The organism is Aminobacter sp. 01T433 (assembly GCF_056398585.1).
In genome coordinates, this window is sequence record NZ_JBFTPR010000014.1 from 59,533 (window position 1) to 85,566 (window position 26,034).

Annotated in this window: 31 protein-coding genes; 14 read left to right on the forward strand and 17 right to left on the reverse strand. The window is 62.0% G+C overall.

Annotation, left to right across the window (positions count from 1 at the left end; translation table 11 throughout):
* Positions 1-130 precede the first annotated feature (130 nt).
* Positions 131-1,084, forward strand: a complete 954-nt coding sequence (locus AC1DLV_RS22105; protein WP_476802208.1) for a DUF3137 domain-containing protein — start codon at positions 131-133, stop codon at positions 1,082-1,084.
* A gap of 9 nt (positions 1,085-1,093) precedes the next feature.
* On the opposite strand, the gene AC1DLV_RS22110 is transcribed toward AC1DLV_RS22105, so the two are convergent.
* On the reverse strand, positions 1,094-1,351 hold the full coding sequence (locus AC1DLV_RS22110; RefSeq protein ID WP_476788026.1) for a SemiSWEET family sugar transporter: 258 nt from the start codon (positions 1,349-1,351) through the stop codon (positions 1,094-1,096).
* Between the two features lie 466 nt (positions 1,352-1,817).
* Here AC1DLV_RS22110 and AC1DLV_RS22115 point away from each other — a divergent pair, with 466 nt between their 5' ends.
* Positions 1,818-2,060 carry a DUF1344 domain-containing protein gene (locus tag AC1DLV_RS22115; RefSeq protein ID WP_476781821.1) on the forward strand — a complete coding sequence of 81 codons (243 nt, stop codon included), beginning with the start codon at positions 1,818-1,820 and terminating at the stop codon, positions 2,058-2,060.
* Between the two features lie 134 nt (positions 2,061-2,194).
* Here AC1DLV_RS22115 and AC1DLV_RS22120 read toward each other — a convergent pair whose 3' ends face one another.
* The 3 genes from AC1DLV_RS22120 to AC1DLV_RS22130 all read right to left on the reverse strand — a co-directional run bounded on the left by AC1DLV_RS22120 (position 2,195) and on the right by AC1DLV_RS22130 (position 3,343).
* Positions 2,195-2,599 carry a hypothetical protein gene (locus AC1DLV_RS22120; protein WP_476802209.1) on the reverse strand — a complete coding sequence of 135 codons (405 nt, stop codon included), beginning with the start codon at positions 2,597-2,599 and terminating at the stop codon, positions 2,195-2,197.
* A gap of 131 nt (positions 2,600-2,730) precedes the next feature.
* Positions 2,731-3,045 carry a BrnA antitoxin family protein gene (locus tag AC1DLV_RS22125; protein WP_476802210.1) on the reverse strand — a complete coding sequence of 105 codons (315 nt, stop codon included), beginning with the start codon at positions 3,043-3,045 and terminating at the stop codon, positions 2,731-2,733.
* Entirely contained in the window at positions 3,029-3,343 is a 315-nt protein-coding gene (locus AC1DLV_RS22130; protein WP_476802211.1) for a BrnT family toxin, read from the reverse strand. Before AC1DLV_RS22130 ends, AC1DLV_RS22125 begins: the two co-directional genes overlap by 17 nt.
* Positions 3,344-3,488: 145 nt before the next feature.
* Here AC1DLV_RS22130 and AC1DLV_RS22135 point away from each other — a divergent pair, with 145 nt between their 5' ends.
* Positions 3,489-4,427 (forward strand): diacylglycerol/lipid kinase family protein, encoded by a 939-nt coding sequence (locus AC1DLV_RS22135; RefSeq protein WP_476802212.1) that lies wholly within the window; start codon positions 3,489-3,491, stop codon positions 4,425-4,427.
* A 205-nt stretch (positions 4,428-4,632) separates the two neighbouring features.
* On the opposite strand, the gene AC1DLV_RS22140 is transcribed toward AC1DLV_RS22135, so the two are convergent.
* The 4 genes from AC1DLV_RS22140 to AC1DLV_RS22155 form a co-directional block, all read right to left on the reverse strand.
* On the reverse strand, positions 4,633-4,854 hold the full coding sequence (locus AC1DLV_RS22140) for a DUF6500 family protein (RefSeq protein WP_476802213.1): 222 nt from the start codon (positions 4,852-4,854) through the stop codon (positions 4,633-4,635).
* A gap of 75 nt (positions 4,855-4,929) precedes the next feature.
* Positions 4,930-5,847, reverse strand: coding sequence for an NAD(P)-dependent oxidoreductase (locus AC1DLV_RS22145; RefSeq protein WP_476802214.1), 918 nt, complete (start codon positions 5,845-5,847; stop codon positions 4,930-4,932).
* Positions 5,844-7,055, reverse strand: a complete 1,212-nt coding sequence (locus AC1DLV_RS22150) for a mandelate racemase/muconate lactonizing enzyme family protein (protein ID WP_476802215.1) — start codon at positions 7,053-7,055, stop codon at positions 5,844-5,846. The genes AC1DLV_RS22145 and AC1DLV_RS22150 overlap by 4 nt, the downstream gene beginning before the upstream one ends.
* Positions 7,056-7,114: 59 nt before the next feature.
* Positions 7,115-8,734 carry a GMC family oxidoreductase gene (locus tag AC1DLV_RS22155; protein WP_476802216.1) on the reverse strand — a complete coding sequence of 540 codons (1,620 nt, stop codon included), beginning with the start codon at positions 8,732-8,734 and terminating at the stop codon, positions 7,115-7,117.
* A gap of 187 nt (positions 8,735-8,921) precedes the next feature.
* Here AC1DLV_RS22155 and AC1DLV_RS22160 point away from each other — a divergent pair, with 187 nt between their 5' ends.
* A complete protein-coding gene (locus tag AC1DLV_RS22160; RefSeq protein WP_476802217.1) occupies positions 8,922-9,314 on the forward strand; it encodes an acyl-CoA thioesterase in 393 nt (130 codons plus the stop codon).
* A 593-nt stretch (positions 9,315-9,907) separates the two neighbouring features.
* Here the strand turns inward: AC1DLV_RS22160 and AC1DLV_RS22165 are convergent.
* A complete protein-coding gene (locus AC1DLV_RS22165; protein WP_476802218.1) occupies positions 9,908-10,276 on the reverse strand; it encodes a winged helix-turn-helix transcriptional regulator in 369 nt (122 codons plus the stop codon).
* A 102-nt stretch (positions 10,277-10,378) separates the two neighbouring features.
* On the opposite strand from AC1DLV_RS22165, the gene AC1DLV_RS22170 reads away from it, so the two are divergent.
* A complete protein-coding gene (locus AC1DLV_RS22170; RefSeq protein ID WP_476802219.1) occupies positions 10,379-10,984 on the forward strand; it encodes an NADPH-dependent FMN reductase in 606 nt (201 codons plus the stop codon).
* A 209-nt stretch (positions 10,985-11,193) separates the two neighbouring features.
* Here the strand turns inward: AC1DLV_RS22170 and AC1DLV_RS22175 are convergent, their stop codons facing one another.
* From AC1DLV_RS22175 to AC1DLV_RS22195, 5 genes are all read right to left on the reverse strand, one after another.
* A complete protein-coding gene (locus AC1DLV_RS22175; RefSeq protein WP_476802220.1) occupies positions 11,194-12,504 on the reverse strand; it encodes a hemolysin family protein in 1,311 nt (436 codons plus the stop codon).
* Positions 12,505-12,589: 85 nt separating this feature from the next.
* Positions 12,590-13,294, reverse strand: a complete 705-nt coding sequence (locus AC1DLV_RS22180) for an LssY C-terminal domain-containing protein (RefSeq protein WP_476802221.1) — start codon at positions 13,292-13,294, stop codon at positions 12,590-12,592.
* A gap of 101 nt (positions 13,295-13,395) precedes the next feature.
* Positions 13,396-14,415 (reverse strand): extensin-like domain-containing protein, encoded by a 1,020-nt coding sequence (locus AC1DLV_RS22185; RefSeq protein ID WP_476802222.1) that lies wholly within the window; start codon positions 14,413-14,415, stop codon positions 13,396-13,398.
* 93 nt (positions 14,416-14,508) lie between these two features.
* Entirely contained in the window at positions 14,509-15,354 is an 846-nt protein-coding gene (locus AC1DLV_RS22190; RefSeq protein ID WP_476802297.1) for an extensin-like domain-containing protein, read from the reverse strand.
* 101 nt (positions 15,355-15,455) lie between these two features.
* Positions 15,456-15,881 carry a DUF3775 domain-containing protein gene (locus tag AC1DLV_RS22195; protein WP_476802223.1) on the reverse strand — a complete coding sequence of 142 codons (426 nt, stop codon included), beginning with the start codon at positions 15,879-15,881 and terminating at the stop codon, positions 15,456-15,458.
* A 155-nt stretch (positions 15,882-16,036) separates the two neighbouring features.
* On the opposite strand from AC1DLV_RS22195, the gene AC1DLV_RS22200 reads away from it, so the two are divergent.
* The 4 genes from AC1DLV_RS22200 to AC1DLV_RS22215 all read left to right on the forward strand — a co-directional run bounded on the left by AC1DLV_RS22200 (position 16,037) and on the right by AC1DLV_RS22215 (position 18,633).
* Complete coding sequence (locus tag AC1DLV_RS22200; RefSeq protein ID WP_476802224.1) at positions 16,037-16,387, forward strand: DMT family protein; 351 nt, start codon at positions 16,037-16,039, stop codon at positions 16,385-16,387.
* A 67-nt stretch (positions 16,388-16,454) separates the two neighbouring features.
* Complete coding sequence (locus tag AC1DLV_RS22205; protein WP_476802225.1) at positions 16,455-17,162, forward strand: tetratricopeptide repeat protein; 708 nt, start codon at positions 16,455-16,457, stop codon at positions 17,160-17,162.
* 239 nt (positions 17,163-17,401) lie between these two features.
* Positions 17,402-17,983: a tetratricopeptide repeat protein gene (locus tag AC1DLV_RS22210; protein ID WP_476802226.1), complete on the forward strand. Its 582-nt coding sequence runs from the start codon at positions 17,402-17,404 to the stop codon at positions 17,981-17,983.
* Positions 17,984-18,105: 122 nt separating this feature from the next.
* Positions 18,106-18,633, forward strand: coding sequence for a tetratricopeptide repeat protein (locus AC1DLV_RS22215; RefSeq protein ID WP_476802227.1), 528 nt, complete (start codon positions 18,106-18,108; stop codon positions 18,631-18,633).
* Between the two features lie 86 nt (positions 18,634-18,719).
* On the opposite strand, the gene AC1DLV_RS22220 is transcribed toward AC1DLV_RS22215, so the two are convergent.
* Complete coding sequence (locus AC1DLV_RS22220) at positions 18,720-19,853, reverse strand: PQQ-dependent sugar dehydrogenase (RefSeq protein ID WP_476802228.1); 1,134 nt, start codon at positions 19,851-19,853, stop codon at positions 18,720-18,722.
* Positions 19,854-20,138: 285 nt separating this feature from the next.
* Here AC1DLV_RS22220 and greA point away from each other — a divergent pair, with 285 nt between their 5' ends.
* The 3 genes from greA to AC1DLV_RS22235 all read left to right on the forward strand — a co-directional run bounded on the left by greA (position 20,139) and on the right by AC1DLV_RS22235 (position 22,620).
* Complete coding sequence (gene greA, locus AC1DLV_RS22225) at positions 20,139-20,612, forward strand: transcription elongation factor GreA (protein ID WP_476782780.1); 474 nt, start codon at positions 20,139-20,141, stop codon at positions 20,610-20,612.
* Between the two features lie 89 nt (positions 20,613-20,701).
* Positions 20,702-21,742, forward strand: coding sequence for a glycosyltransferase family 4 protein (locus AC1DLV_RS22230; protein ID WP_476802298.1), 1,041 nt, complete (start codon positions 20,702-20,704; stop codon positions 21,740-21,742).
* 23 nt (positions 21,743-21,765) lie between these two features.
* The gene (locus AC1DLV_RS22235; RefSeq protein WP_476802229.1) at positions 21,766-22,620 is read left to right on the forward strand and encodes a glycosyltransferase family 25 protein; all 855 of its coding nucleotides are present in this window, start codon (positions 21,766-21,768) and stop codon (positions 22,618-22,620) included.
* A gap of 28 nt (positions 22,621-22,648) precedes the next feature.
* Here the strand turns inward: AC1DLV_RS22235 and AC1DLV_RS22240 are convergent, their stop codons facing one another.
* On the reverse strand, positions 22,649-23,119 hold the full coding sequence (locus tag AC1DLV_RS22240; protein WP_476782778.1) for an Lrp/AsnC family transcriptional regulator: 471 nt from the start codon (positions 23,117-23,119) through the stop codon (positions 22,649-22,651).
* Positions 23,120-23,361: 242 nt separating this feature from the next.
* On the opposite strand from AC1DLV_RS22240, the gene trxB reads away from it, so the two are divergent.
* Complete coding sequence (trxB, locus tag AC1DLV_RS22245) at positions 23,362-24,336, forward strand: thioredoxin-disulfide reductase (RefSeq protein WP_476782777.1); 975 nt, start codon at positions 23,362-23,364, stop codon at positions 24,334-24,336.
* A 32-nt stretch (positions 24,337-24,368) separates the two neighbouring features.
* Complete coding sequence (locus AC1DLV_RS22250) at positions 24,369-25,265, forward strand: LysR family transcriptional regulator (RefSeq protein WP_476782776.1); 897 nt, start codon at positions 24,369-24,371, stop codon at positions 25,263-25,265.
* Here AC1DLV_RS22250 and AC1DLV_RS22255 read toward each other — a convergent pair.
* A complete protein-coding gene (locus AC1DLV_RS22255) occupies positions 25,262-25,759 on the reverse strand; it encodes a methyltransferase family protein (RefSeq protein ID WP_476802230.1) in 498 nt (165 codons plus the stop codon). The two genes, AC1DLV_RS22250 and AC1DLV_RS22255, sit on opposite strands and share 4 nt — an antisense overlap.
* Positions 25,760-26,034: the final 275 nt, after the last annotated feature.

The following is a 26,034-nucleotide window of genomic DNA, read 5'->3' on the forward strand; positions in this document are numbered from 1 at the left end:
TACTGCGCCATGTTGTTGGTTTTAAACGGTTCGTGCCTGTGCATGTCGGCGAAAGACACGACGACTTTCGCGCCAAAGCCGCTATCATTCGACGAGGGGCGCCGGCAATGCTGGCATTGGGGAGGGTTGAATGAGTGCAGCCGGTTTTATGCCTGACGAGGCGGCTATCGCGGGCATCAGGCTCGACATCGAAGCCTATGAGGCACAGCGCAAGGCAGCCGCTCGTTCCGTGCGCTGGCGCGTGCCGCTCTATCTTTGCCTGCTGCTTGCGATCGTCTTTGGCCTGGCGACGGTGCTCAACCTTGGTGCCGATCCGTACGAGCAGTGGTTCTCGACGCTGCACGTCTACCTCTATTTGGCAGGCTTCCTGCTCTCCTTCGCAGTCTATGTGCTGGCATCGAGCGCTGGCGGCAGCCTGCAGGCATCACTGCGGGACAAGCTGCTGCCGACCGCGTTTGGCTTCATCGAGGACGTCAGGCTCCAGAAGGCCGTTTCACCGGAGAGCTTCGCGCGGCTGCCGCGCGAGAGCGTTGGAGACTATAACGGCAGCCTGTTCGACGACGTTATCTCCGGCAGCTACGACGGGTTCTCATTCGAGCTCTACGAGGCGGCGCTGTGGCGGCGCTCCGGCAAGGTGGATGCCGAGCTGTTCGATGGGATCATCGTCGCCTTCGACATGGTCAAGCCGTTCGACGGCATTCTGATCGCGACGGTTCGGACCAATGCGGTCATGAGTTTCTTCAGCGAAATCTTCGGCAGCGGACTGAAGGAGATCAGGTCTGGGGTCCAAGAACTCGATATGGCCTATGAATTCCGAACGTCCAATGTTGATGCCGCGCAGCCGCTGGTGTCAGGGCAGATGGCGCAGGCGCTGACCTGGCTCAAGGAAGCCTGGCCGGGCGAACCCGCGCGCCTCGCGCTCAAGGGCAAGGATGGTTTCCTGTTGTTGCCGCACAAGAAGAACTTCTTCGAGCTGCCGGCCTCGAATGTGCCGCTGGACTACAAGACGCATATCGAACCGATAATCGCCGACATGGCGACGATGCTGGCGATCACCGCACTGGTGCGCAAGATCGGGACTTGAGAATCAGAGCTAGCCGAAGCGCAGCTTCAGCCCGACGATGGCGAGGATGAAGACCAGCGTGATCGAGTTCGACAGGATCACCGGCAGCGAGCCGATGGCGAAGCCGTAGACGATCCACAGCGAGATGCCGGTGGCGAGCGCTGCATTGGTGCCGAGCGAGATGTCGCTGGTCTTGCGTTCGCGCAGGATCTTGGCGATCTGCGGCAACCAGGCGAGCGTGGTCAAGATGGCGGCGACGGCGCCGACGATTTCGAACAGGGGGTTCAAGACGGGAGCTTCCCTAAAGCACAAATTGTGCGGCGCGAGCTATGCCAGATTGGCTCTCGGCTGTGAAGCGGATGAAATGAGCTGGATCAACGAAAAGACGGCGCAAAACGTCGCGGGATCATGCCGAGAATGGTCCTGAGAAACTGTGCTTGTGCGGTATCGAATAACGGTTTCGTGATCGCCGAATTGCAAATCCGGCACTCGCATGGCCGCGCGATGACGCCGATGTGACGGCCCCTAGGCTATGGAGGGCAAGGGTCCCGGTGGTTTTGCCATGTTTGCAAATCAGCCCGAGCTAGGCCGGTTGCGTCGGAATGTGGCAGAAATAAGCTTATGATTCTGTTGGATAATTTCACGCAACGTGATTTGCTCTTGGCCGGTTCGGCGGTCAGTCTCCAGGTCGTTCGGCGGGCCTTGCTGCGAAAGTGAAGCCCGCGAGGACGAAGATAGAACGGGAGTACCTGACATGAACAAGTTCCTTGCAACGACCGTCGCTTCGCTTGCCTTCATCGGTTCCGCCTATGCCGCGGATATCGAAGGCACGGTCCAGTCGGTCGATGCGGCCACGCGTTCGATCACGCTGGACGACGGCAAGATCTATGTCGTGCCCGAAAGCATCAAGGTCGATGGCCTTGCCGCCGGTGCCAAGGTGAAGGTGACCGTTGACGACACCACAGGTGCCGTGACCGCGATCGAAAACGCGTCGTAAACTTCCTTTGCGAACTCGCCCTGCCGTTATTGCCGTCCCGCCCGGGCAGGGCGAGTCCCATTCTCGACACCTTCCAAGCACGCATTTCGGCCGACCCCTTGTGGGTCGGCTGTTTTTTAAGCGTGCTGGCGGCTCTAGAAACCGATGTTTTGGGCAAGCCAGCTGGACGAGCGTTTTGCCACCGCAAGTGTGCCGTCGGCAAAGCGGTCGAGGCCGGAACGCACCAGCGCATACCCGTTGGTCGTGCGGTAGAGCACCGAGCCATTGTCTTGTGGCGTACCGGCATAGGCGGCCGGCTGGACCTCAGGGTGGATGGCAGGCGCTGATGCAAGCTGCGGATCGGCAAAGGTCGTGGTGCGGCAGATGCCGGTGACCAGCGGATAGTCGTGGTTGCCTTCGCGCAAAATGCGGCTCTTCATCGCCGCCTCGCAGTCGGCGACAGAAGTCCAATGCGCCGGGGTCTCGCCGATATATTCGCAAAGCTTGGCATCGCAGTCGCAGCCGACGATGGTCATGGCGACAAGGGCTGACTTGATCACGGTCCGAATCCTTCGGGTTGGTCACGAAGTGATTTCTCGGCTGCGATCACGGCGCCAGTTGGCCGCAATCATGGCATGATGGTGGCGTGCGATTGCTATTTTGTGGTGTGGTCGGAATGTCTGGGATGTGTCTACCGGTCGAGGCCAGCTGCCTTGCGTAAGGCGTCGTTCATCCGCGTCTGCCAGCCCTCGCCATCTGCCTTGAACAGAGCGACGACTTCCGGGTCGAGTCTGAGCAGGACGGACAGTTTCTTGTTTGGTGAGCGAGGACGGCCGATCTTGCGGCGAAACAGTTCATCAGCGGGTTGGGCGTCAGGGTCGGCAACAGCATCGGCTGTGATGGCGCGGTCTTCGTCGTCGGAAATATCTTCGAGAGAAATCAAGGCGCGTCGCCGCGCGTCCGCAAGTCTGGCATTTTCAGTGGCCGACTTAGAAACTTTGGACATAGATCTCGATCTCCCGTCTGTTGGCTTTGCGCAACGAGATGACGCGAATGATGTCGCTGCGCTCGGTGTAGACGATCACATGGACACGGCTGCCAATGAGGCCAATTGCAACAAGGCGGGTTTCGCCATAGTCGGCCCTATCGTCTTCAACAATCAGCGCCGTGTCGAATTCGAATGTGCGCGCACGCTCGAACGAAACCCCGTGCTTGGCTTCGTTGGTCTCGGCCTTTGCCTGATCCCATTCGAGCTGTATGTGTCCGCCCCTCCAGACAATTACCGTATATACGAAAACGCGCACTAATGCAAGTGTTTCTGTATATACGGTAACGTCGAGTCTATTTCGGATGTGAACTTCGCAAGCTTTTCCTTGCGCATTTGCCTATGCGGCTAACAATGGCGCCGGAGGGCGGCGGTGTTTGCGCAGCCGGGGAGGGTTTTGTTTCGTGAAGATCGGCGTCGTCAGGAATCCGGTGGCCGGTGGCGGCAGGCTCGGCACGCATTGGACGGAAGTTGCAGCTGCACTTTCCGAACGCTTCGGCGATGTCGAGTTCCGCGAGACCGAAGAGCCTGGCGATGGTGCGACGATCGCGCGCGATCTCGTGGCGCTCGGCTGTGGGCTGGTGGTTGCCGCCGGAGGCGATGGTACGATCAGCGAAGTCGCCGACGGGACCTTGCAGATGCAGGCCGAGACCGGGGGCGCGGCGGTGCTCGGCGTGCTACCGTGCGGAACGGGCTCGGACTTCGCCCGGGGCATGGGCATTCCGCTCGAGGTGAAGGCTGCGATCGCGCGCATTGCCGAAGGCAAGGACCGGATCATCGACGCCGGTCGCATTTCTTTCATCGACGATCATGGCCGGCTGGCGAGCCGGCATTTTGTCAACATCGCAAGCCTCGGCATGTCGGGTGCGACGGTGCGGGCGGTGAACGCCGACCGGCGAAAGGGGCGCGTTTCGGCCAAGGCGCTGTTTTTCTGGCGCACGGTGACGGAGTTCGTGCGCTACCGTTTCCAGGAGGTGCGCATCACCGTCGACGATGGCGCGCCGATCGAGGCCAAGGTGGCGCTGGTTGCTGTTGCCAATGAAAGGTTCTTCGGCGGCGGCATGATGATCGCGCCCGACGCCGTTCCCGACGACGGGCTGTTCGACATCGTCATTTTGCGCGCGGCGAGCAAGTTCAAGCTGATCTTTGACATCCGGCTGCTTTATGGCGGCCGCCACCGCGATCATCCCGCGATCACCATCCTGCGCGGCCGCAAGGTGATGGTAGAGCCGATCGGCGATCCGCTCGCCAATGCCGCACTGGCCGACATAGACGGGGAGTCGCCAGGACATATACCCGCCACCTTCGAAATGTTGCCGAAGGTGTTGAAGGTGAGGTGCTGAGTCAGGCGGTTGGGATAATGAGTCGGGAAGTCAGTGTATGTGACTGATTTCATAGAGCTGCCCCTCATCCGCCTGCCGGCACCTTCTCCCCGTAATGACGGGGAGAAGGGACAAGCGGCAACGCCGACGCCTCCCTCTCCCCGTTATTTGCGGGGAGAGGGTAAGGGTGAGGGGCAAATTCATAGGGCAGGTTCTTGCAGTCTGGTTAGGCACCCATCGCCCTGACCATGGTCTGGATTTTCGTCGCCTTTTCGAAATGGTCGAGCTTGTGGGTACGGATCCACCATTCGGCGGCTTCCATCAAAAGCTCAGGATCGTCGTTCCTGTTGGCGAAGAACGCGTAGAATGACAGCCCGACATCGGGGCCCTTGGTGGCGATCTTGCGCTCGCAGACGTCCAGTATCTTGGTCTTCAGGCTCGCTCTCAAAACAAATCCTCAGACGAATCGTGCGGCAGCTTTCCCTCTCGTGAAGCAGCATGTCAAAGGCCGGCGTCCGCCATGTCAAAGCTTTGCCGGAAAACCCGGTGCGCGCAGGTCGGTTTGGGTGGCGTCTTCCAGGAGCTTGACGATCATCGTCGACCAGGCGTCGCCGCCATAGTTTGCCTTTCCCTGCTCGAAGATCGCCGTGACGCGCGATGCGAGATCGAGGGGCACGCCGAGTTCGCTGGCCATGCCGAGCGCGAAGCCGAGGTCTTTCAGCGCCAGATCCATGGTGAAGCCGATGTCGTAGGACCCATTGAGCACGAGCTGGCTTTCGGTCTCATGCACGAAGCTGTTGCCGGAAGAGGCAGCGATCGCGTGGTAGGCTTGGGCGAGGTCGAGCCCGCCTTTCCTGGCGAGCATCAGCGCCTCGCCGGCGGCGACAAGATGGATGAAAGCCAGCATGTTGGTGATCACCTTGATCACCGCCGCCGAGCCGATCGACCCCATCAGGAACGAGCGCGCGCACATCGCCTCGATGGCTGTGCGGTGGCGCGCGTAAAGGGTCGGGTCGCCGCCGACCAGCGCGGTGATGTTTCCTGAAGCTGCGAGATGAACGCCGCCGGTAACAGGGCATTCGAGCGTATAGACGCCGCTTTCAGCGGCAAGGTCGGCAAGACGCAGAATGTCATCGCGGCCATTGGTCGACATTTCGATCCAGGTGGCGCCCTTGGGCAGGCCGGCAAGCAGCCCGTCCACACCTGCCAGCACAGTTTCGCTGACCCTGGGCGAGGGCAGGCAGGTGATGGCGTTGCCAGCGCGGGCTCCTGCGTCGGCAGGGCTGATAGCTGCGGTGGCGCCGAGCGCGACAAGGCGGGCGACGGCGGCCGGGTCGCGATCGAAGACGGTGACCGAAAAGCCGTTACGCAGCAGGCTGGTTGCCAGATTGGCGCCGAGATGGCCGAGGCCGATAAAGGCGTAGGCGAAGGGTTTTGTCATGGCATCAGCGGCGTTTGCGCCATCTGCAGGTGCAGATGGGAACCGTCATAGGGATTGGCCTCGCACACTGCTTCGTCGAGTTCGACACCGAGGCCAGGCTCTTTCGAGGGGATGACGTGGCCATCTTGCCATTCGATCTTTTTCTTCAAAAGCGTGGCGTGGAAGCCGTCCCATTGCCTGAGCGATTCAAGGATGAGGAAGTTGGGCAAGGTGACCGCGAGCTGGATGTTGGCGGCGCCGACGATCGGTCCGCAATAGCAGTGGGGTGCTACCTGGATGTGGTAGGCCTCGGCCATGGCGGCGATCTTCTTGGTCTCGAGGATGCCGCCCGAACGGCCAAGGTCGGGCTGCAGGATGGCGGCGGCGCGGTTTTCGATGACGCGAGCGAATTCGAATTTTGTCGTCAGCCGCTCGCCGGTGGCGATGGGGATCGAGGTGCCGCGCGCGACCTCGGCCATCACCTCGGGCATGTCAGGCGGCACCGGCTCCTCGAACCACAAGGGATCATAGGGTTCGATGGCGCGCGCCATGCGCAGCGCGCCTGAGGCGGTGAATTGGCCGTGGGTGCCGAACAATATGTCGGCGCGGGTGCCGACGGCCGCGCGGATCGCCTTCATCATGCGCGCCGACAGGTCGATGTCGATCAGTCGCGGCTGATGGCCGTCAAAGGCGGTGTAGGGGCCGGCGGGGTCCAGCTTCACCGCGTTGAAGCCCTGGCTCACATAAAGCGCTGCGCATTCAGCGGCCATGTCAGGGTCGTTGTAGACGTTCTTGGGTGCTACGTCCTCGGTGTGGACGCTGCCGGAATGCGGGTAGAGATAGGTGTAGGAGCGCAGCGTCTCGTGCACCTGGCCGCCGAGCAGCTTGTAGACTGGCTTGTTGGCCTCCTTGCCGATGATGTCCCAGCAGGCCATTTCCAGCGCCGAGAAGCAGCCCATGGCCGATACGTCGGGCCGCTGGGTGAAGCCGGAGGAATAGCAGCGGCGAAACAGGTTCTCGATATCGTGCGGGTCCTGTCCCAGCAGATATCGCTCGGCCATGTCCTCGATCATCCGCGCCGTGACATGGGCGGAGAAGGTGGCGTTGTAGGCCTCGCCATAACCGACGACGCCGCCATCGGTGGTGAGCTTGACGAAGATGAAGTACTTGCCGCCGATGCCGGGCGGCGGGTTGTTGACCACGAAGGTTTTGACGTCGGTGATTTTCATCTGGCTTCCTCCCGGTAGCGTAATCTCTTTGACGTCAGGCGCTGCGCGAACGCTCGAAACTAGTCACCCACATCCTCCAGCACCATCTCAGCGCCTTTCCAGCCGGTCATGATCGACGCGGCGTTGGTGTTACCGGTGATGTTGTCGGGGAAGATCGAGGCGTCGATGACGCGCAGGCCTGAAAGGCCATGCACGCGCAGGCGCGGGTCGACGACCGAGTTGCGCGGGTCCGGCCCCATGCGGCAGGTTGAGACAGGGTGGTAAACCGTGCCGGAGCGCTTGCGGAAATCCTGAATCAAGTCCGGGTCGGAAGTGATTGAGGGGCCTGGTAAAACCTCTTCGGCGATGACGTCGGCTATCTCCGGCATCGAAGCCAGCTTGCGCAGGAATTTGACCGCGTCGAGCATCTCCGAGACGTCGGTCTCGGTCGAATAGGCGTTGACGGTGATGCGGGGATGAACGGTCGGATTAGCCGAGCGGATCATGATCTCGCCTCGGCTCGAGGGCCGGCAGTTGGACAGGCCGATGGAAAAGCCGGGGAAGGGGTCGGGCGACAGGATCGGGCGCTCGCCTGATTTGGGCAGGACGGTGGAAAAGACCTGGAAATAGAGCTGCATGTTGGGCCGCGCGCGGGTGGGGTCGGAGCGGAAGAAGCCGCCGCCCTGGTTCATGCTCATCGACAGCGGGCCGGTGCGCAAAGCGAGATATTGCATGCCGACCAGAAGCTTGCCCCACCAGGGGCGCAGGATCTGGTTGAGCGTCGGCACCTTGGCCTTCCAGGTGTAGTTGATACCCTGGTGGTCCTGCAGATTGCGGCCGACCTGCTCGGCGGCATGGACGATCGGGATGCCAAGCTCGCCAAGAAGGGTTTTTGGCCCGACGCCCGACAGCTGCAGCAGTTGCGGCGAGTTGATCGAGCCACCGGAGAGGATGATCTCGCGGCCGGCGCGGGCGGTGAACTTCTTGCCGCCTTGCAGATATTCGACGCCGACCGCGCGGTTGCCTTCGATCAGGACTTTTGTCGCCAGCGCGTTGGTCTCGACCCTGACATTGGTCCGCTTCATTGCGGGACGCAGGAAGGCGCGGGCGGCGGACATGCGGCGGCCACCCCTGGTGGTGATTTGATAAACGCCGACACCCTCTTGAGAGCAACCGTTGAAGTCTTGATTCAGCGCGAGACCGGCCCTTTGGCTCGCCGCGAGGAAGCGGTGGGTAAGGGGATGAACCTTCTTCCTGTTGTCGGTGACGTGGATCGGACCGCCACTGCCGCGCAGTGCGTTGCCGCCGGCTTCATTGTCTTCGATCGCCTTGAAGGCGGGCAGCAGGTCGTCAAAGCCCCAGCCGGGATTGCCGGCGTCGCGCCAGGCATCGAAATCCTCGGCCGCACCCCTGATCCAGACCATGGCGTTGATCGAGCTCGATCCGCCCAGGATCTTGCCGCGTGGCCAGTGATCGGCATTGCCGGCGAGACCCGGATCTGGCTCGGCGGCATAGTTCCAGTTCACCGCTGGATCATAAAAGGTCTTGCCGTAGCCGAGCGGCATCTGGACGAAAAAACGGCGGTCGCTGCCACCTGCCTCGAGCACCAGCACGGAGTGGCGGCCGCTGGCGGAAAGGCGCTCGGCAACGACAGAACCGGCAGAGCCAGAGCCGACAACAATGAAATCGTAAGTCTGCATGGAAATGCTGGCCGCCCGGATGGCATTTGATGTCGGGCAAGACTAGCGCTGCCCCAGGCGAGCATCACCGGAGGTTACGGCATGGCCTGTGAAATATGCGACGGCTTTTGACAGGCCAAGCGGTGTTGACGCCCGCGCGGCCCGGACGATACGGGTTGAGCTAGATTCGAATCCTGGGAGCAAGGCGATGGTGCAGTATGCGGACGGCCGGCCGCACGGCGAACTGACACTCAGGACGCTGGCCATGCCATCGGACGCTAACGCGGCCGGCGACATCTTCGGCGGCTGGGTGATGGCGCAGATGGACCTTGCCTGCGGCATCCGTGCCGCCGAGCGTGCCCGTGGCCGCGTGGTGACGGCGGCGGTCAAGGAAATGGCCTTCGCCAAGCCGATGAAGATCGGCGACACGCTGTGCATCTACACCCATGTCGAGCGCGTCGGCCGCACCTCGATGACGCTCAAGGTCGAGGCCTGGGCGCAGCGCTACCTCTCCGACCTGATGGAGAAGGTAACCCACGCCGATTTCGTGATGGTGGCGCTGGATGGCGAGGGCAAGCCGAAGGCTGTGCCTGCGGAGTAGAGTGGGGCGCGCTGCCTAGCCGCTTCCGCTGCGACTCGCACGTCATCATGGGAACATGTGGCCTTGACGGCCCATGGCGATGCGCCTCGACGCCGTTTCCTGGGCCGAATCTGGTTTCGTCACAGTCGCGGCATGGATTCCCGACACTCTCCGCTCGTTTCACTCGCTCACGAGGTCGGGAATGACGGAACGCAGGGGTGTTTTCTATAGTCTCCAACGTCGATGACTCGCGGGACGCTCCCAGTAGCCCTCATAGAGAGCCTGTCGAACCACAAGAGCACCATGGGAGGCGCTTCGTGCAGCTGACCCAAAATCCGATGGTTCGACAGGTTCACCATGAGGATTTTGGGTTGGCCGAAAATTCCCACCAAGGAACAGGCCCTGCGCTCCGTCATTCCCGACCTCGTGAGCGAGCAGCGCGAGCGGAGAGTGTCGGGAATCCATGCCGTGACATCAAGGAAGCCATAGACGGTTCAGGCAGACGCCTGATGAGCAGTCTAAGTGTTCGCCCAGTCTCCGACCGTTACCCTGTTGCGCAAAACCAGCCATAAAACTGCGCTGGGGCAACGCCATGTGCACCTAATGTCGGCCTCTTACTCAGCCGCAGCGTCGAACTTCGTCCGTGCCTCGGCGACGCGGCGCTGGTTGAGTCGCGCCCATTCGCCAAGCGCGTTGACGGGAACGAGCAGCTCGCGGCCGAGATCGGTCAGTTCATAATCGACGCGCGGCGGGATTGTGGGAAACACGGTGCGGGTGACGAAGCCGTCACGCTCGAGCCCGCGCAGCGTGGTGGTCAGCATCTTTTGCGAAATGCCACCGATGCCATGGCGCAACTCGTTGAAGCGCATCGGTCCATCGCCGAGCTTGCCGACGACGAGCACGGTCCATTTGTCGCCGACACGCTGCAAAATATCGCTGACGGCACGGCAATCCTCGGTGCGGTGCGGGTGCCTCGGTATCAAAAAAGTGCCTCCTTGTGCAGGTGTTTTTCAGTCACCTATATAGCGTCGGTATCCATTAGTTACCAGTATCGCTTCGATACTCACGCCCGAAAGGTTCCTGCCATGTCCAAACCCAAGATTGCCATCGTCGTTGGCTCGACGCGCGCCGCACGCTTTGCAGACACGCCGGTCGAGTGGATTGCCAAGATCGCAAAATCCCACGGCGATATCGAGGTCGAAATCGTCGACCTCAGAGATTTCCCGCTGCCCTTCTTCGACGAAGTGGCCTCGTCCGCCTGGGTGCCGTCCCAGAACGACGTCGCCCAGCGCTGGCAAAAGAAGGTCGCCGAGTTCGACGGCTTCATCTTCACCGCCGCCGAATACAATCATGGCCCGACCGCCGTGCTGAAGAACGCGCTCGATTATGCCGCCAAGGAGTGGAACAAGAAGCCCGCTGGCTTCGTCGGCTATGGTGGTGTCGGTGGCGCGCGTGCCGTCGAGCAGCTGCGCATGCATGCGGTGGAACTTCAGATGGCGCCGACAAAGGCCGCCGTCCACATCGTCTGGGCCGACTTCCTGGCGGTTCGCCAGGGCGAAAAGAAGCTCTCCGACTTCGAACACCTCAACCAGGCGGCCAACGGGCTGGTCGAAGAGATCACCTGGTGGGCCAAGGCGCTGAAGATCGCGCGTGAAGCGGACGTGCTTGCCGAAGAAGCCAAGGCTGCCTGAGCAGCGAATTTTCTCCCAAGGAATTTCAGGGCGGCCTCGAGCCGCCCTTTTTCATGCCTGTGGGCCGGGCGATTTGAGAGCAGTTGCCCGGTCACGGCATGGATCCCCGGGATATCCGCACTCGCTAACGCTAGCGCTTCGACCCGAGGATGACGAAGGCACCTATGCAGCCGTGACTGCATAGGTCCAGACGTATCTGAGCGAATACCTTACCTTACCGGCTCGCGCTGGCTGCCGGGCAGGCGGGAAGCCAAAACCTTGTCGATGCGGCGGCCGTCGAGGTCGACGACCTCGAAGCGCCAGCCCTGTGCGTCGACGCATTCGCCGGTCGCGGGCAGGTGGTGCATGTGCGACAGCACATAACCGGCGACGGTCTCGTAGTCGCGGTTTTCCGGCAGGTCGATGTTGAGCTGGTCGGCCATTTCGTCGGCCTGCATGTAGCCGGCGAGCAACCAAGACCCGTCCTCGCGCTGGACGGCGTTGTCGACATCGTCTTCGTCGAGGTCGGAACGGAATACGCCGGTGATGGCTTCGAGAATGTCGGCTGGCGAAACGACGCCTTCGAAATGGCCGTATTCGTCATGGACCAGCGCCATCGGCACATCGGATTGCTTGAGCGTTGCGAGCACGTCGAGCGCATCGGCCTGATCGTGGACGATGGGGGCGGTGCGCACATGCTTGCGCGGGTCGAAGGCGCGGCCAGCAAGCAGCGAGGCGAGCAGTTCGCGCGTCTGGACGACGCCAACCATGGCGTCGACCGAACCTTCGCCTGCCGGCAGGCGCGAATGCTGGGTTTCCATCAAAAGCTTGCGGGTCACGGCCTCGTCTGCCTGGAGATTGATCCAGTCGACCTCGGTGCGCGGGGTCATGACGGCGCGCACGGCGCGGTCGCCCAGGCGCATGACGCCGGCGATCATGCGCCGCTCGTCGGATTCGATGGTGCCGTGATGCTCGGCCTCGGCGACCAGCATCTTGATCTCCTCGTCGGTGACCTTTTCTTCGCTTTCGCCGCGCTGGCCAAGCAGCCACAGCACCGAACGGCCGGAAATGTCGAGCAGCCAGACCAGCGGCAGCGCGACCTTGGCGAGCAGCGACATTGCGGGGGCGACGCGCGAGGCGACGCCTTCGGGGTCGCGCAGGGCGATCTGCTTGGGCACCAGTTCGCCGATGATCAGCGAGGCATAGGTGATGATGGCGACGACGATGCCGACGCCAAATGCATCGGCGAGACCGGCGCGCATGCCGTATTCGCCGAGAAGCCCGCTCAGCCGCTGGCCAAGCGTTGCGCCGGAAAAGGCGCCTGACAGCACACCGACCAGCGTGATGCCAATCTGCACCGACGACAGGAATTTGCCCGGGTTGGCACCCAATTCAAGCGCGCGGCCGGCACCCTTGACGTTGCGGTCGATCATCGCCTTGAGGCGCGCCGGGCGGGAAGAAACGATGGCAAGCTCGGACATTGCCAGAAGGCCGTTCACACAGATGAGGACGACCACGATACCGATTTCAGCATATAACATGATGGTCGCTGCATAGCATTCCTTCCGCCCCTTCGAAAGGACGGTAGCGAAAATACAGTTTGGCAGTCCTGTTTGGACGGCGGCGCTACTTGTGGGGCACCAGGACAGCCATCTGGACCTTGCCGTCGGTGAAATAGGGATCGCCGCCGCCGTTGCGGCCAGCGCTTGTGAAGCCGATGCCGGGAATCATTGTGACCGACTCGGTTTGTCCGGCAGCGGTCAGATCGTGGATCAGCGAATCGCGTTCGGCGTCGATGTCGGGTGCGATGTGGTGCGTGATCTGGCCGGTGTCGTGGCTGAGACCGACGCCGCGATCGAAGCTCGCCGAACCGTACCAGGTCGGCCGGCCGTCAGTACCCGGCCTAAATGTCACCCAGAGGCGGACGTGGTGACGCTGGTCAGCACTTTTGCCAACCGGCTTTTCGAAGGCGAGGTCCTCGCGGCGACCGTCAAACAGCAGCGTTGAAACAGGGGCGTTGACGTCAGGGCGGTCAAGCAGCACGCTTTCGCCGATCTTGATGTCGGATTTCACGGAAAGGCCGGTTGCGCGGTCCCAATGCGCTGCAGCGAAGGCCTCGATGACATCTTCTTCCGTGCCCACCAGGCTGATATTGATGGGGTCGCCGGGAATGCCATCAGGGGTGGTCGTCATCAGGGCGGCAGGCTTGAGGTCGTCGCGCAGGATGTGGAAGGACCAGAATTCCGGCGCGGCGAAATAGGCAAGCCCAAGATAGGCCGCACAAAGGGCCGCAAACCACAGGGTCGCCTGTCTACGCAGTTTCCCCGCCATCGGATGCAGCCGTCGCAAATGGATTGAACCGACTTTTTATCGCGAATTCGATGAAGGGGCAAACCCTGGGTTGGTTATGCCCTATCGGCAGGCTATCGAGACTAGCGGCAGGCGCGATAGCCGTTTCGGCGCTGCTTGATGTCGAAATGGAAGTGGTTGCGATGGTCGTAATTGTAGCCGGGGCCGAGCACCGTGTTGAAATAGCTGCAGCCGTCGGCGCGAATGGTGTTGAGGAAGCCTCGGGTGCGGAAGGCAAACAGGCCGGGCTTCTTCACGTCGATGTCGCGGCCGCTGTTGAGTTCGATGCGCATGATGTCGAGCGCGTTGCCCTTGCCGTGTTCCGACAAGGTGCGCGAGCCGGCGATCTTGCGGCAGGAATAGCTCGAGCCCTGGTGGATGGTCTTGACGCCGGAGAAGTAGCGCAGGCGGGCTGCCGGCACCAGGTCGCGCTTGGTCCAGGCAGCGAAGCTCGCCGCCATGGCGCAGGTGACGGTCGCGGCGGGCTTCATCTGTACCGAACCGATGGCCGAGACCTTGACCGGGTAGTCGATGCCGCAGGCCGCGCCGTCGCTGATCGGCGGCAGGTCGCGATATTGCACATCGAGCTTCTTCAAGTCGGCGCGGCAGTCGACCTCGTCGGCAGGCATGACGGCGGGCCGCATTGGTGCTGTCTGCGGCTTGTTGGAGGGATCGTCGAGCTTGGGATAAGCGACCATGTAGGGATTGGATGGCACCAATGTCTGCAGCCCGCGCGCCGGAACCAGGGCTGCGGTCTGGACGGGTGGCGGTGCTGCGGTGGTGATTTGAGGTATCGCTTCGGCCTGGGCGTCGAGCGTCGGCTCGATAGCCTGGGGCGCGGTGGCCATCATCGTCATGTCGGGCTGCGGCGCTGCAGCCATGGCAACAGGCGCTGATTGCGGCGCGACCTCGACCACGGGCAAGGAGGCTGTCTGCGAGCCGACATCAACGGCCGGCTGGAGCGCGAATACGTCGCCGGTGGTGCAGGAACTCACGCCGAGGCCTGCGATCACCAGCGTCGTGGCGAGCAGCAGGGCGCGCTGGCGCGAGATGCGGCGCAGCGATGTGGTGGTTGCGATGGCGGCGCGCGAATCTGCGGCCATGCGAGGCTCCTGTCCCGGTAGGGCTAGAGTCTAGCTGGCAAGGGTAAAGGAAAGATCAGCAGCCCCATTTACGGCTGCGGCGGAAATGGGGCGTCATTGGCAAAAGGTGCCGCCATTGCGCCGAGGCGCGAGGTCGAGGTGGAAGTGCAGCGAATGGTCGGCATCGCTGCCGGGGCCGAGCACCGTCTTGAACGGACCGCAGGCAGCCTTGCGGATTGAAGCCAGGAACTTCGCGTTCTTTTCGGGTGGTGCCGGTTCGACTTCGATGGCGGTGCCCTTGGAAAGGGTGAAGCGGGCAATGTCGAGCGCATTGCCGAAGGCATGTTCGGACAGCTTTCTGGTGCCATTGCGCGGCCGGCAGACATAGGCTGAGGCTTGGTCGATCGTTGTCAGATCTTCGCCGAATGCGGTCTTTGCGGCTGGTTCTATCACATCGGTCGCAAAGCGAGAGGCTGCTTCTGCGGTGGCGCAGTTGATGACCGCGTCGGGCTCGATGTCGATCGAGCGCGACAGCCGCTTCAGCTTGAGGGGAAAGGGCAGGGCGCAGCCCTTTGCATCGCTTTGTGCCACAAACTCTTCGAACTGCGCTCCGAGTACCTTCAGGCGCGTGCGGCAGGCTGTCTCTTCGATGGGCATGGCGGCTGGCCGAGGAGCATTCGAGCGCTGGTCGGGCAGCATTTTTGGTGCAGGAGGACCGATGAATCCCTTGTCGGGAGCCTTGGGCAAATCGGGGCGGGCCTGCGGAATGGGGATCGAGGCTTGCTCAGAAGGCTTGGCGGCAGGCGAAGACACGGGCACGGCGGGAGCCGGCGCGAATTGGGGCACCGGACCTCGGTCGGGCAGGTCGATCGCTTTCGGGCGGGCGTAGGCTAGCTGTGGCAAGGTCGCCAAAGCGAGGATCAAAAACAGCGATGGGTGGTGAAGTCTGCTGAAATGCATCGCCGTCAACGGCAAGCACCCCTGACCGGTTGCCTGGAAGGCCGGGCAGATCGCATCACTTTCGGTGACGCCGGTGTCATCGGACGGTCGAAAAGGGCAGGTCAGGCCCCCAGCGCGTCCAGACCTTCTTCGAGCCAGTTGCCCAGCATCGGCATGCCAAGCAGGTATTTGGCGGTGCGCCGGTTGCTGCGCGCCCGCGCTTCGGCGACGGCGTCCTGCCACTCCGATGCGTCGTAGTCGCCGCGCCCGAGCCAGGCCAGCGCCACGAGTTCGGCCGCCTCATCGACATTGAGATCGCTGATCAGCTCGTGCAGCTCTTTTTCGGTGAGGTTTTCTTCCTCCTCCTCGGCGAGCCCGTCGTGATGATGATTGTCGCGGGTGCCGCCGTCATATTCGATCTCGTGCTCGGCGCCGTCCTCATAGTCCTCGTTGACGCCGGCGCTGATCGCCTTGGCCTTGAGTATGAACAAACGTACCGTGTCCGGTCCGATGGACAGGTCCCATTCTTTGTCGCGCCGCTGCTGCACGAGCGTGCTCCTGGTTGCCTCCCCCGCACTGATGATAGCGCATTTGGCGGCAACGTCACTGCCTCGATATTCGCGGCGTGGTTGTTATGGTTGACATGACATTAGGAGAGGCGGATATAGCGCGCCTTCCTCCCCTCCACATCCGGTATTTCCCCATGGCTTCACTGCTTTCGCCCAAGGTTTTTCCCGTTTTGATGCTCATCGCATCCAACGTGTTCATGACCTTCGCGTGGTACGGGCATCTCAAGTTCAAGGCGGCCCCACTCTATGCGGCGGTCATTTTTAGCTGGCTGATCGCGTTCTTCGAATACTGGCTGGCGGTGCCGGCCAACCGCATCGGCCACGAGGTTTATTCGGCAGCCGAGCTGAAAACGATACAGGAAGTGGTCACGCTTTCCGTCTTCGTCATCTTCTCGGTGTTCTACCTCAAGGAAGGCATCACCTGGAACCACGCGATGGGCTTTGCTTTGATCGCTGGTGGAGCGGCGTTGATTTTCCGCGGCTGATGCCGGACGAAATGCCGACGCCAGCGCGTTGACCTCGCCGAGGGGACGCAATGGTGGAGGTTAAACCATGCAAACCCGATATCTGAAACTCCTGGCAACTGTGCTCGTGTCATTGCCGCTGTTTGCGGCTCCTGTGCTTTCGTCCGGTGGCGGAGGCGGTGGAGGAGGTGGCGGCGGCGGTGGAGGAGGTGGTGGCGGTGGCGGCGGTGGAAATGGCATGTCCGGCGGTGGCGGCGGTGGAAATGGCATGTCCGGCGGCGGTGGCGGTGGAAATGGCATGTCCGGCGGTAGCGGCGGCAGTCTCTTCGGCAGCGGCGGTATCTTCGGCGGCAACGGCGGCGCCCAGGTCAAATGCCGTACGGGCTTTATCTACAATATCAGAAGCAAGAAATGCGAACATCCAAAGGCTGGCATGATCGACGACGAAAGCCTGTTCCTGGCTGGCCGGTCGCTTGCCATGGACGGCAAATATGACGATGCGATCAAGGTTTTGACGCTCGCAGCCGACAAGACCGACGCGCGCATCCTCAACTATCTCGGCTATTCGCACCGCAAGGCCGGGCGAACGCTGGTCGGCTTGGGCTACTACAAGGAAGCGATCCTCAACGATCCCAACTACATGCCCGTCCGCGAATATCTCGGCGAAGCGCATCTGACCTTCGGCGATGTCGCCGGCGCTCGGGCGCAGCTGACCGAGATCGCCAATCGTTGCGGTGTCACCTGCCGCGAATACGGCCTGCTGTCGGAGCAGATCCACAGCTACGTGAAGACCTAGAGCCTGTTCCATTCCGATTGAATCGGAATGGGGCTCTATCTTTTTGGTGGAGCATGATCCTTTCCGAAAACCGGTACCCACTTTTCGGGATCATGCTCTAGGATACTTGATCCAGGCGCCTGCGGTTCTTTCGCTGTCTCGAAAACCGCGGGCGTTCATCGTTTCTGGTGCTCTGGCCGGACGAATTGCCGCCGCCAGCGCGTTGACCTTGCCGAGGGGCCCAATGGTGGAGGTTAACCATGCAAGTCCGATATCTGAAGCTTCTGGCAAGCGCGCTCGTGTCACTGCCGTTGTTCGCAGTTCCCGTCCTATCGGCTGATGGCGGCGGCGGTGGAGGCGGAGGAGGTGGTGGCGGTGGGGGAGGCGGCGGCGGTGGCGGCGGTAGTACCCAGGTCAAGTGCCGTACAGGTCTCATCTACAACGCAAGAACCAAAAAATGCGAGCGGCCCAAGGCGGGCATGATCGACGACAACAGCCTTTATCTGGCTGGTCGCGCGCTCGCCATGGACGGCAAGTATGACGACGCGATCAAGGTGCTGACGCTTGCCGCCGACAAGACCGACGCGCGTATTCTCAACTATCTCGGCTACTCCCACCGCAAGGCCGGCCGGATTCTCGTCGGTTTGGGATACTATCAGGAAGCGATCCTCAACGATCCCGACTACATGCCCGTCCGCGAATACCTGGGCGAAGCTCACCTGACGCTTGGCGATGTCGCCGGTGCGCGGCTGCAGCTGAACGAAATTGAACAGCGCTGCGGGACGAGCTGCCGCGAATACGGCCTGCTGTCGGAGCAGATTGAGACCTATCTGAAGGGGTGAGGCTTTATTCCGACGGGATGGCGACGATTGCTCGCCGTCCCTCGGTGCCGATTGCATCTCACCCGGATGAAATCCGACCTGGAATGCGTTAGCTTACGTTAGGGCAATCTCAGGAGGTGGCTATGCAGTCCCGATATATGATGCTTGTGGCAGGTGCCGTGGTGGCGCTGCCGTTGTTTGCAGCGCCGGTGCTTGCAGCCGACAGCGGTGGCTCGACCCCGCCTGCGTGCAAAGCTGGTTTCATCTACAACAAGAAGACCCAGAAGTGCGAACCTGCCAAGGCAGGCATGCTCGACGACAACAGCATCTATGAAACCGGGCGCGCGCTTGCCATGAACGGCAAGTACGACGAGGCGATCAAGGTGCTGACGCTTGCCGCCGACAAGACCGACCCGCGCATCCTCAACTATCTCGGCTATTCCCACCGCAAGGCAGGACGCGTGCTGGTGGGCCTTGGCTATTACCAGGAAGCGCTGCGCAACAATCCCGATTACACGCTGGTGCGCGAATATATGGGCGAGGCCCATCTGATGCTCGGCGACGTTGCCGCCGCACGCGTGCAGCTATCGGAGATCGAAAAGCGCTGCGGCAAGGGCTGCCGCGAATACGGCATGCTGGAGGAAAACATCGAGGCGTATTTGAGGGGCTAATAAGGCGGGAAGGCAGTAGGGCAATAAGGGAATAGGGCAGTAGCGGAATGTGCCCTACTGCCTTACTGCCCTATTGCCTTACTCCCCTAATCCGCCCTCGACAGGCGCATGATCATGCCATTGTCCTCGTCGGTCAAAAGCCAGACCGAGCCGTCGGGCGCCTCGACGACGTCGCGGATGCGGCCGAACGCGCCTTCGAACATGCGCTCTTCACTCAGAATCTTGCCCTTGGCGTCGCGGTGAAGCCTGCTCAACAGCTCGAATTTCAGCGCGCCGACCAAAAGGTCGCCCTTCCATTCGGGGAACATCTTGCCTTGATAGCTCGCAAGACCTGAAGGCGCGATCGAAGGATCCCAGTAAAAAAGCGGCTGTTCGTAGCCGGGTGCTGCGGTGCCGATGCCGATTTTCTTGCCGTTATAGTCGACGCCGTAGGTGATGACCGGCCAGCCGTAGTTCTTGCCAGCCTCGGGATGGTTGACCTCGTCGCCGCCCTTGGCGCCATGTTCGACGGTGATCAGGCCGCCCATCACCGGATCGATGACCGCGCCCTGAATGTTGCGGTGGCCTTTCGACCAGATCTCGGGCGCCATTTTCTTGCCGTCGGGCGAGGGGTTGTCAGCGGGAATCGAGCCGTCGGGCTTGATGCGGACGACCGCGCCTGCGGCATCGTGCATATCCTGGGCGCGGTCGCGCTGGCCAAGGTCGCCTGTCGTGATGAACAGCGTGCCATCGTCGTTGACGACGATCCGCGAGCCGAAATGCACGCTGGCTTGCGATTTGGGCGCGACGGCGAAGATCACCTTGACGTCTTCGAGGCGGGGATTGGCGCCGCGGCGCACCAGCCTTGCGCGGGCGACCGCCGTGCTGGCGCCGCCTTTGCCCGGCTCGGCATAGGCAAAGAAGATCGTGCCGGATTTTTCGAAATCTCTGGCAATCGCGATGTCGAGCAACCCGCCTTCGCCGCCGACCGCGACCTTGGGCACGCCTGCCACCGGTTTTGACAGGCCAGATTTGGTGAGGATGCGAATGCGGCCGGGCCGCTCGGTGACGAGAGCGCCACCATCGGGAAGGAAGGCGAGCCCCCAGGGGTGTTCGAGGTCCTTTGTTACGACATCGGCGCGAACCTTGACCTTTTGCGTGTCCAAATCGCGGCTCTGGGCAAGGGCTGGCGAAACAAAAAGCATGAAGGCGAGCGCGTAGAGAAAGGGCTTCAAGGTCATTGCTCCGACATAGGTGCGAAGGCGGGAGTGGCAACCATGACAGAGCATCAAAGCGGTGCAGTTTCAATCACAAGCGGGTGAAGGAAAGCGGCGCCAGGTTTTCGCTACAAACAGCTCAGTGGTGGTAAACGAATTTTTTGACGTGAATTCTGCGACAGGATTGCTATATTCGCCGGAGATAGAGGTGAGACGGTTCCGTTAGCCGAGGCTGCCGGACCGTTTTCTTTTTTGTGTCTCGCGGCAACAACAGGCAAGCCGCGCGGCAAAGGCCAGGAGAGGTCGACTATGAACAAGGTTCCGATGACGGCGGGTGGATTCGTCGCGCTGAAGGAAGAGCTGCGTTGGCGCCAGCAGGAAGAGCGTCCGCGCATCATCGAGGCCATCGCCGAGGCACGCTCGCATGGCGATCTTTCGGAGAACGCCGAATATCACGCGGCGAAAGAATCGCAGAGCCTCAATGAGGGCCGGGTCAACGAACTCGAGGACTATATCGCGCGCGCCGAGGTGATCGACGTCACCAAGCTCAATGGCGACAAGATCAAGTTCGGCGCAACGGTCGTTCTCCTCGACGACGACACCGAGGAAAAGAAGACCTATCAGATCGTCGGCGACCAGGAAGCCGATGTGAAGTCGGGTCGCATTTCGATCTCCTCGCCGATCGCACGCGCGCTGATCGGCAAGGAAGTGGGCGACGCTATCGAGGTCAACGCGCCGGGCGGCGCACGTGGCTACGAGATCGTCCAGGTGCAGTTCATCTGAGGCGCGGAACGGCATTGGCCGTCGCCATGCCGGACCAGGCAAAGAAGATCGAGACTGCTGACCGCGCCGAACAATCCGGCGCGGTCGACATGGCGCGCATCGAGGTGCTCGCGCCCAATCTCAAAAAACGGCTTTCAGGCGTCACCAGCACCATCGTGCAGCTGGTGCCGGTACAGGCGCGCGATCTCGGTATTGCCGTGTGCGGGCCCGGCCTGCCCGAGACCCTGCCCACGATGCGCTGGTGGCAATTGCCGTCGCTGCTCAAGCGGCCGGCTTCCAGGCGGCCGCGCATCTGGCACGCGCGGCGCAACACAGAGATGGTGGCCGGGCTTGTCCTTCGTCACATCTTTCGGGCGCAGCTCAGGCTGGTGTTCACTTCCGCCGCGCAGCGCGACCACAGGGCCTTCACCAAATGGCTGATCCGCCAGATGGACGGCGTGATCGCGACGAGCCGGCTGTCGGGGCGTTTTCTCGAAGTGCCGTACAAGGTGGTGATGCACGGGGTCGATCTCGACAAATTCCATCCCCCGCGCACGACTGACGATGAATTCGCCGCTGCCGGCCTGCCCGGCAGATATGCCATCGGTTGCTTCGGCCGCGTCCGGCATTCGAAGGGCACCGACCTGTTCGTCGACGCGATGATATCGCTTCTGCCCCAGCATCCGGAATGGACGGCTGTCATCACTGGCCGGGTGACATCAGAGCACAAGGGCTTCGCCGACGAACTCAGGCAGCGGATCGCCGCAGCCGGGCTTTCGGAGCGGATCCTGTTGCTTGGCGAGGTGCCCGACGTTGCCGTGTGGTACCGGCGGGTGAGCCTCTACGTCGCGCCATCACGCAATGAAGGCTTTGGCCTGACGCCGCTTGAGGCGATGGCTTCGCGCACGGCCGTGGTTGCAAGCGATGCCGGCTCTTACTCTGAGATCGTCACACCAGGCGTGACCGGCGCTTTTGTTGCCGCTGGCGACGGCGTCGCCTTGCGTGAGGCGATCCGACCCTATCTCGCCGATCCGGCCCTTGCCGAAGCGCATGGCGCTGCCGGGCTTGAGGACGTCTCCAAGCGGTTTCGGCTTGAGAACGAGGCGGCTGGGCTGCGCGAGGTCTATGACCTGGTGTGGGCGAACGGCTAGTACGCGTCGGGTGGGGAGCGCGAATGAAGATCTACCTGATCAACCTCGACCGGGCCGCCGAGCGGCTGTCGTGGTTCAGGCAGCAGATTGATGGCAAGGGGCTCGATCTCATCCGCGTGGCGGCGGTCGATGCGTCCAGGCTGGATGAGGCCGAGTTGGATCGCTGGCGCGCTCTTTCCTCCGGTCAAAAGTCGCTGTCGCCGCCGGAGATCGGCTGCATGCTCAGCCATCGCAAGGTCTGGGAACTGATTGTCCAAGGCACCGACGAGTGGGCATTCGTGGCCGAGGACGACATCCATCTTACAGCCGACGCGCCGCTGTTCTTGCGGGGCGCGAACTGGATTCCGAAGGGCGCGGATTTGGTGAAGGCCGAGACCTTCTTGAACGAGCTCGAAATGTCGGCTGCCGTCTGGGGGCAACCACATGGCCACCAATTGAGGCGGCTCAAGTCGCGGCATTTCGGCACCGCCGGCTATTTCATCTCGAAAAAGGTGGCCGTGCAGCTGCTTGCCTACACGGCGAAGCATTGCGAGCCGGTCGACCTGATCCTTTTTTCCCGCGAACTCGGACTGCTGGACGAATTGACTGTGCTGCAGCTCAGTCCCGCGATCTGTGTGCAGCATATGGCAGCACCCGGCGTGAAGACGAAAGCAGGCAGCGGGCTTTCAAGCCAGATCGACGGCGAGCGGCTGCGCTTCCATCGCAACCATCCCAAATCCGTGAGGCTGCGCGGCATGGCCAGGGTGTGGCGGGAAATCAAGCGCGTCGGACGAGATATCATGGCTCCCCTGCGCAAGGCCGCCCGTATCTTCAAGCGCGAGTCGGTATTCCGCTCGGTTCCGATCACATTGGGTGGAGAGGGGAACCAATCCTCGTAGTGAGCCAGCCAATGGCCGTGAGCAGCGGCTAAATCGCCACCGGCCCGTCATCCTTGACCTGGCGGATGGTGAGTGCCGTGCGGACTGTGTCGACATTCGGCGAAGAGGTCAGTTCCTCGATGACGAAGGTCTGGAACGTGCCGAGGTCAGGGGCGAGGCAGTGCAGCATGAAGTCAGATTCGCCCGAGACCATCCAGGCGCTGCGCACGATGGGCCAGCCGCGCGTGCGGTCGGCAAAGGCCTTGAGGTCGACCTCGGATTGGCGATTGAGACCGACGAGGCAAAAGGCGACCACGTCCATGCCAAGTGCCGGCGCGTTGAGCAGGGCGCGGTAGCGCTGTATGATGCCTTCGTCCTCGAGGCGCTTGACGCGGCGCAGGCAAGGCGGCGCCGAGATGCCGACGCGGCGCGACAGTTCGACATTGGTCATCCGCCCATCGTCTTGAAGTTCGCGCAGGATCTTCCAGTCGATGGCGTCGAGATCGGCCTTGATGGGCATGTTTGCTCCGGGACTCGCGCAAGAATCTTGCGCATTCACGTAATTAAACTACTCGCAGCCATTGGGAAGCCCAAGCGCAGAAATCGGTGCTCGCCATGGGGCAGGTTGCGCCAAGGTCAAGCTTTCGGGGGAGTAACATCTTGCCGCCTTGCGCGGGGTATGGGTGAACACCTAGATTAGGGACGATCCGCAGCCTGTATTGACGGGGTGCTGCTTTTTCCAATGACCATGAAGGCCCTTCGATGTCCGCCAAACATGCGCCAGTTCTCATCATCGGTTCGGGTCCCGCCGGATATACGGCGGCGATCTACGCGGCGCGCGCCATGCTCAAGCCGATGCTCGTTGCCGGCATGCAGCAGGGCGGCCAGCTGATGATCACCACCGACGTTGAAAACTATCCCGGTTTCGCCGAGCCGATCCAGGGCCCCTGGCTGATGGAACAGATGCGGGCACAGGCCGAACATGTCGGCACCGAGATGATCAACGACATCATCACCGAGGTCGATTTCGACGTGCGGCCGTTCCGTGCCAAGGGCGACTCCGGCACTGTCTACACCGCAGACGCCGTAATCATCGCCACCGGCGCCCAGGCCAAATGGCTCGGCCTGCCGAGCGAGCAGGTGTTCCAGGGGTTTGGCGTTTCGGCATGCGCGACATGCGATGGCTTCTTCTACCGCGGCAAGGATGTTGTGGTGGTCGGCGGCGGCAATTCGGCGGTCGAGGAATCGCTCTATCTCGCCAATCTCGCCAAGACGGTGACCGTTGTGCACCGGCGCGACCATTTCCGCGCCGAGCGCATCCTGCAGGAGCGGCTGTTTGCCAAGGACAATATCAAGGTGATCTGGGATCACGCCGTCGAAGAGATCGTAGGTGCCCCGGCGCAGAAGCCGATGCCGCCTTCAGTCAACGGTGTCCGGCTCAAGAACGTGCACACCGGCGCGATCACCGAGATGGCGACCGACGGCGTATTCGTGGCGATCGGCCATGCACCGGCGGTCGAGCTGTTCGTCGGCAAGCTCAAGCAGAAGCCGAACGGCTATCTCTGGACGGCGCCGAACTCGACGCGCACGGACGTTCCGGGCGTGTTTGCGGCCGGCGACGTGACCGACGACATCTACCGCCAGGCGGTGACTGCGGCAGGCCTGGGCTGCATGGCGGCACTTGAGGCGGAGAAGTACCTGGCCGGAATTGAAGTGCATCGCGAAGCGGCCGAATAGGCCGACCAAACGCCTGACATAAGAGGGGAAAAATGGCGTTGGATTGGGATAAGTTGCGCGTGTTCCACGCAGCGGCGGAGGCTGGGTCGTTCACGCATGCGGCGGAGACACTGAGGCTGTCGCAGTCGGCGATCTCGCGGCAGGTGAGTGCGCTCGAACATGACATCGGCGTGCCGCTGTTTCACCGCCATGCGCGCGGGCTGGTGCTGACCGAACAGGGCGAGATGCTGTTTCGTACGGCGCATGACGTCTTGATGAAGCTCGAGACGATCAAGACCCGCCTGACCGAGGCCAAGGACAGGCCCTCAGGCGTGCTCAAGGTGACGACGACTGTCGGCCTTGGCGCCGGCTGGCTGACGCAACGCATCCAGGAATTCCTCGAGCTCTATCCCGACATCCACATTCAGCTGATCCTCGCCAATGAGGAGCTGGACCTGACCATGCGCCAGGCCGACTGCGCCATCCGCCTGCGCCAGCCGCAGCAGCCGGACCTGATCCAGCGCCGGCTTTTCACCGTGCATTTCCACCTCTATGCCTCGCCGGCCTACGTCAACAAATACGGCAAGCCCGAATCCATCGGCGATCTCGCAAACCATCGCATCGTCACTTTCGGCGTGCCGGTGCCGACCCATCTGAGCGAGCTCAACTGGCTGGAGACGGTGGGCGATTTTGAAGGCGGCCAGCGCGTGCCGACGCTGCAGATCAACGACATCCTGTCGATCAAGACGGCGGTGCAGACCGGTGCCGGCATCGCCATGCTGCCAGACTATGTGGTGGGCAAGGATGCCGGGCTGGTGCAGCTTCTGCCTGAAACCGAGGTGCCGTCCTTCGACACCTATTTCGCCTATCCCGATGCGATGCGCGATCAAGCCAAGCTGCATGTGTTCCGCGACTTTGTGATCGCCAAGGCGCGGAGCTGGGCTTTTTAGGCGCCACGCCAGGGCGTGAGGCGCGGCAGCCAGCCGGGAACATTGGCGCGGTAGGTTTCGTATTGCGTGCCGTAGCGCTGGGCGAGAACCGGCTCCTCGTAGATGCGCACGAAGGTTGCCATGGTAGCCCCCATGATCGCGGCATAGGCCGCGAGCGGCCAGTGGGCGAAGATCAGCGCTTGGCCGAGGATGACCGACACCACCGAGACATACATCGGATTGCGGACATGGCGGTAGACACCGCCGATCACCAGCCTGTCGGTTGGCGCGATCGGGGCAGGGGTGCCCAGGCCGTCGAGCGCGAAACGGGCGAAGGCATGCAGCAGCACACCAAGACCGATGGCTGCGAGGCATGAACCCGCAATGACGAGCGGCCAGGGTGCCAGGGGCAGGCCGTAGCGGCCGGTCAAAAGCCAGGGCACAAGGCCGGCGACCACGCCCGGTGCGGCAACGAAGAAGACGGCGCTGCCGAGGATGGCGGATGGTTTGCGCAAGCGTGCACTCCTCTTCATCAGCAGGGCTGAAACCCAGGCATGCTGCCTATTGGCCTGGCTTCCGCTGCAACAATGATCAATAATGATCGTGTCGTGCCCGCTTTGCCAGCATCGCACTGCAGCGTAGATTTCTTCGGGTTTTTGTTGGGAAATGGCCTGTTAGCGTGCGCTGCAGCATCGAAAACAGGCGATTTTTGGCATGAAATCTGGTCCTATTCGGCTTCTAACATTGTTGGACCACAGCCTGCGTCTTTTTGCATGCGTGCGATGCAAAA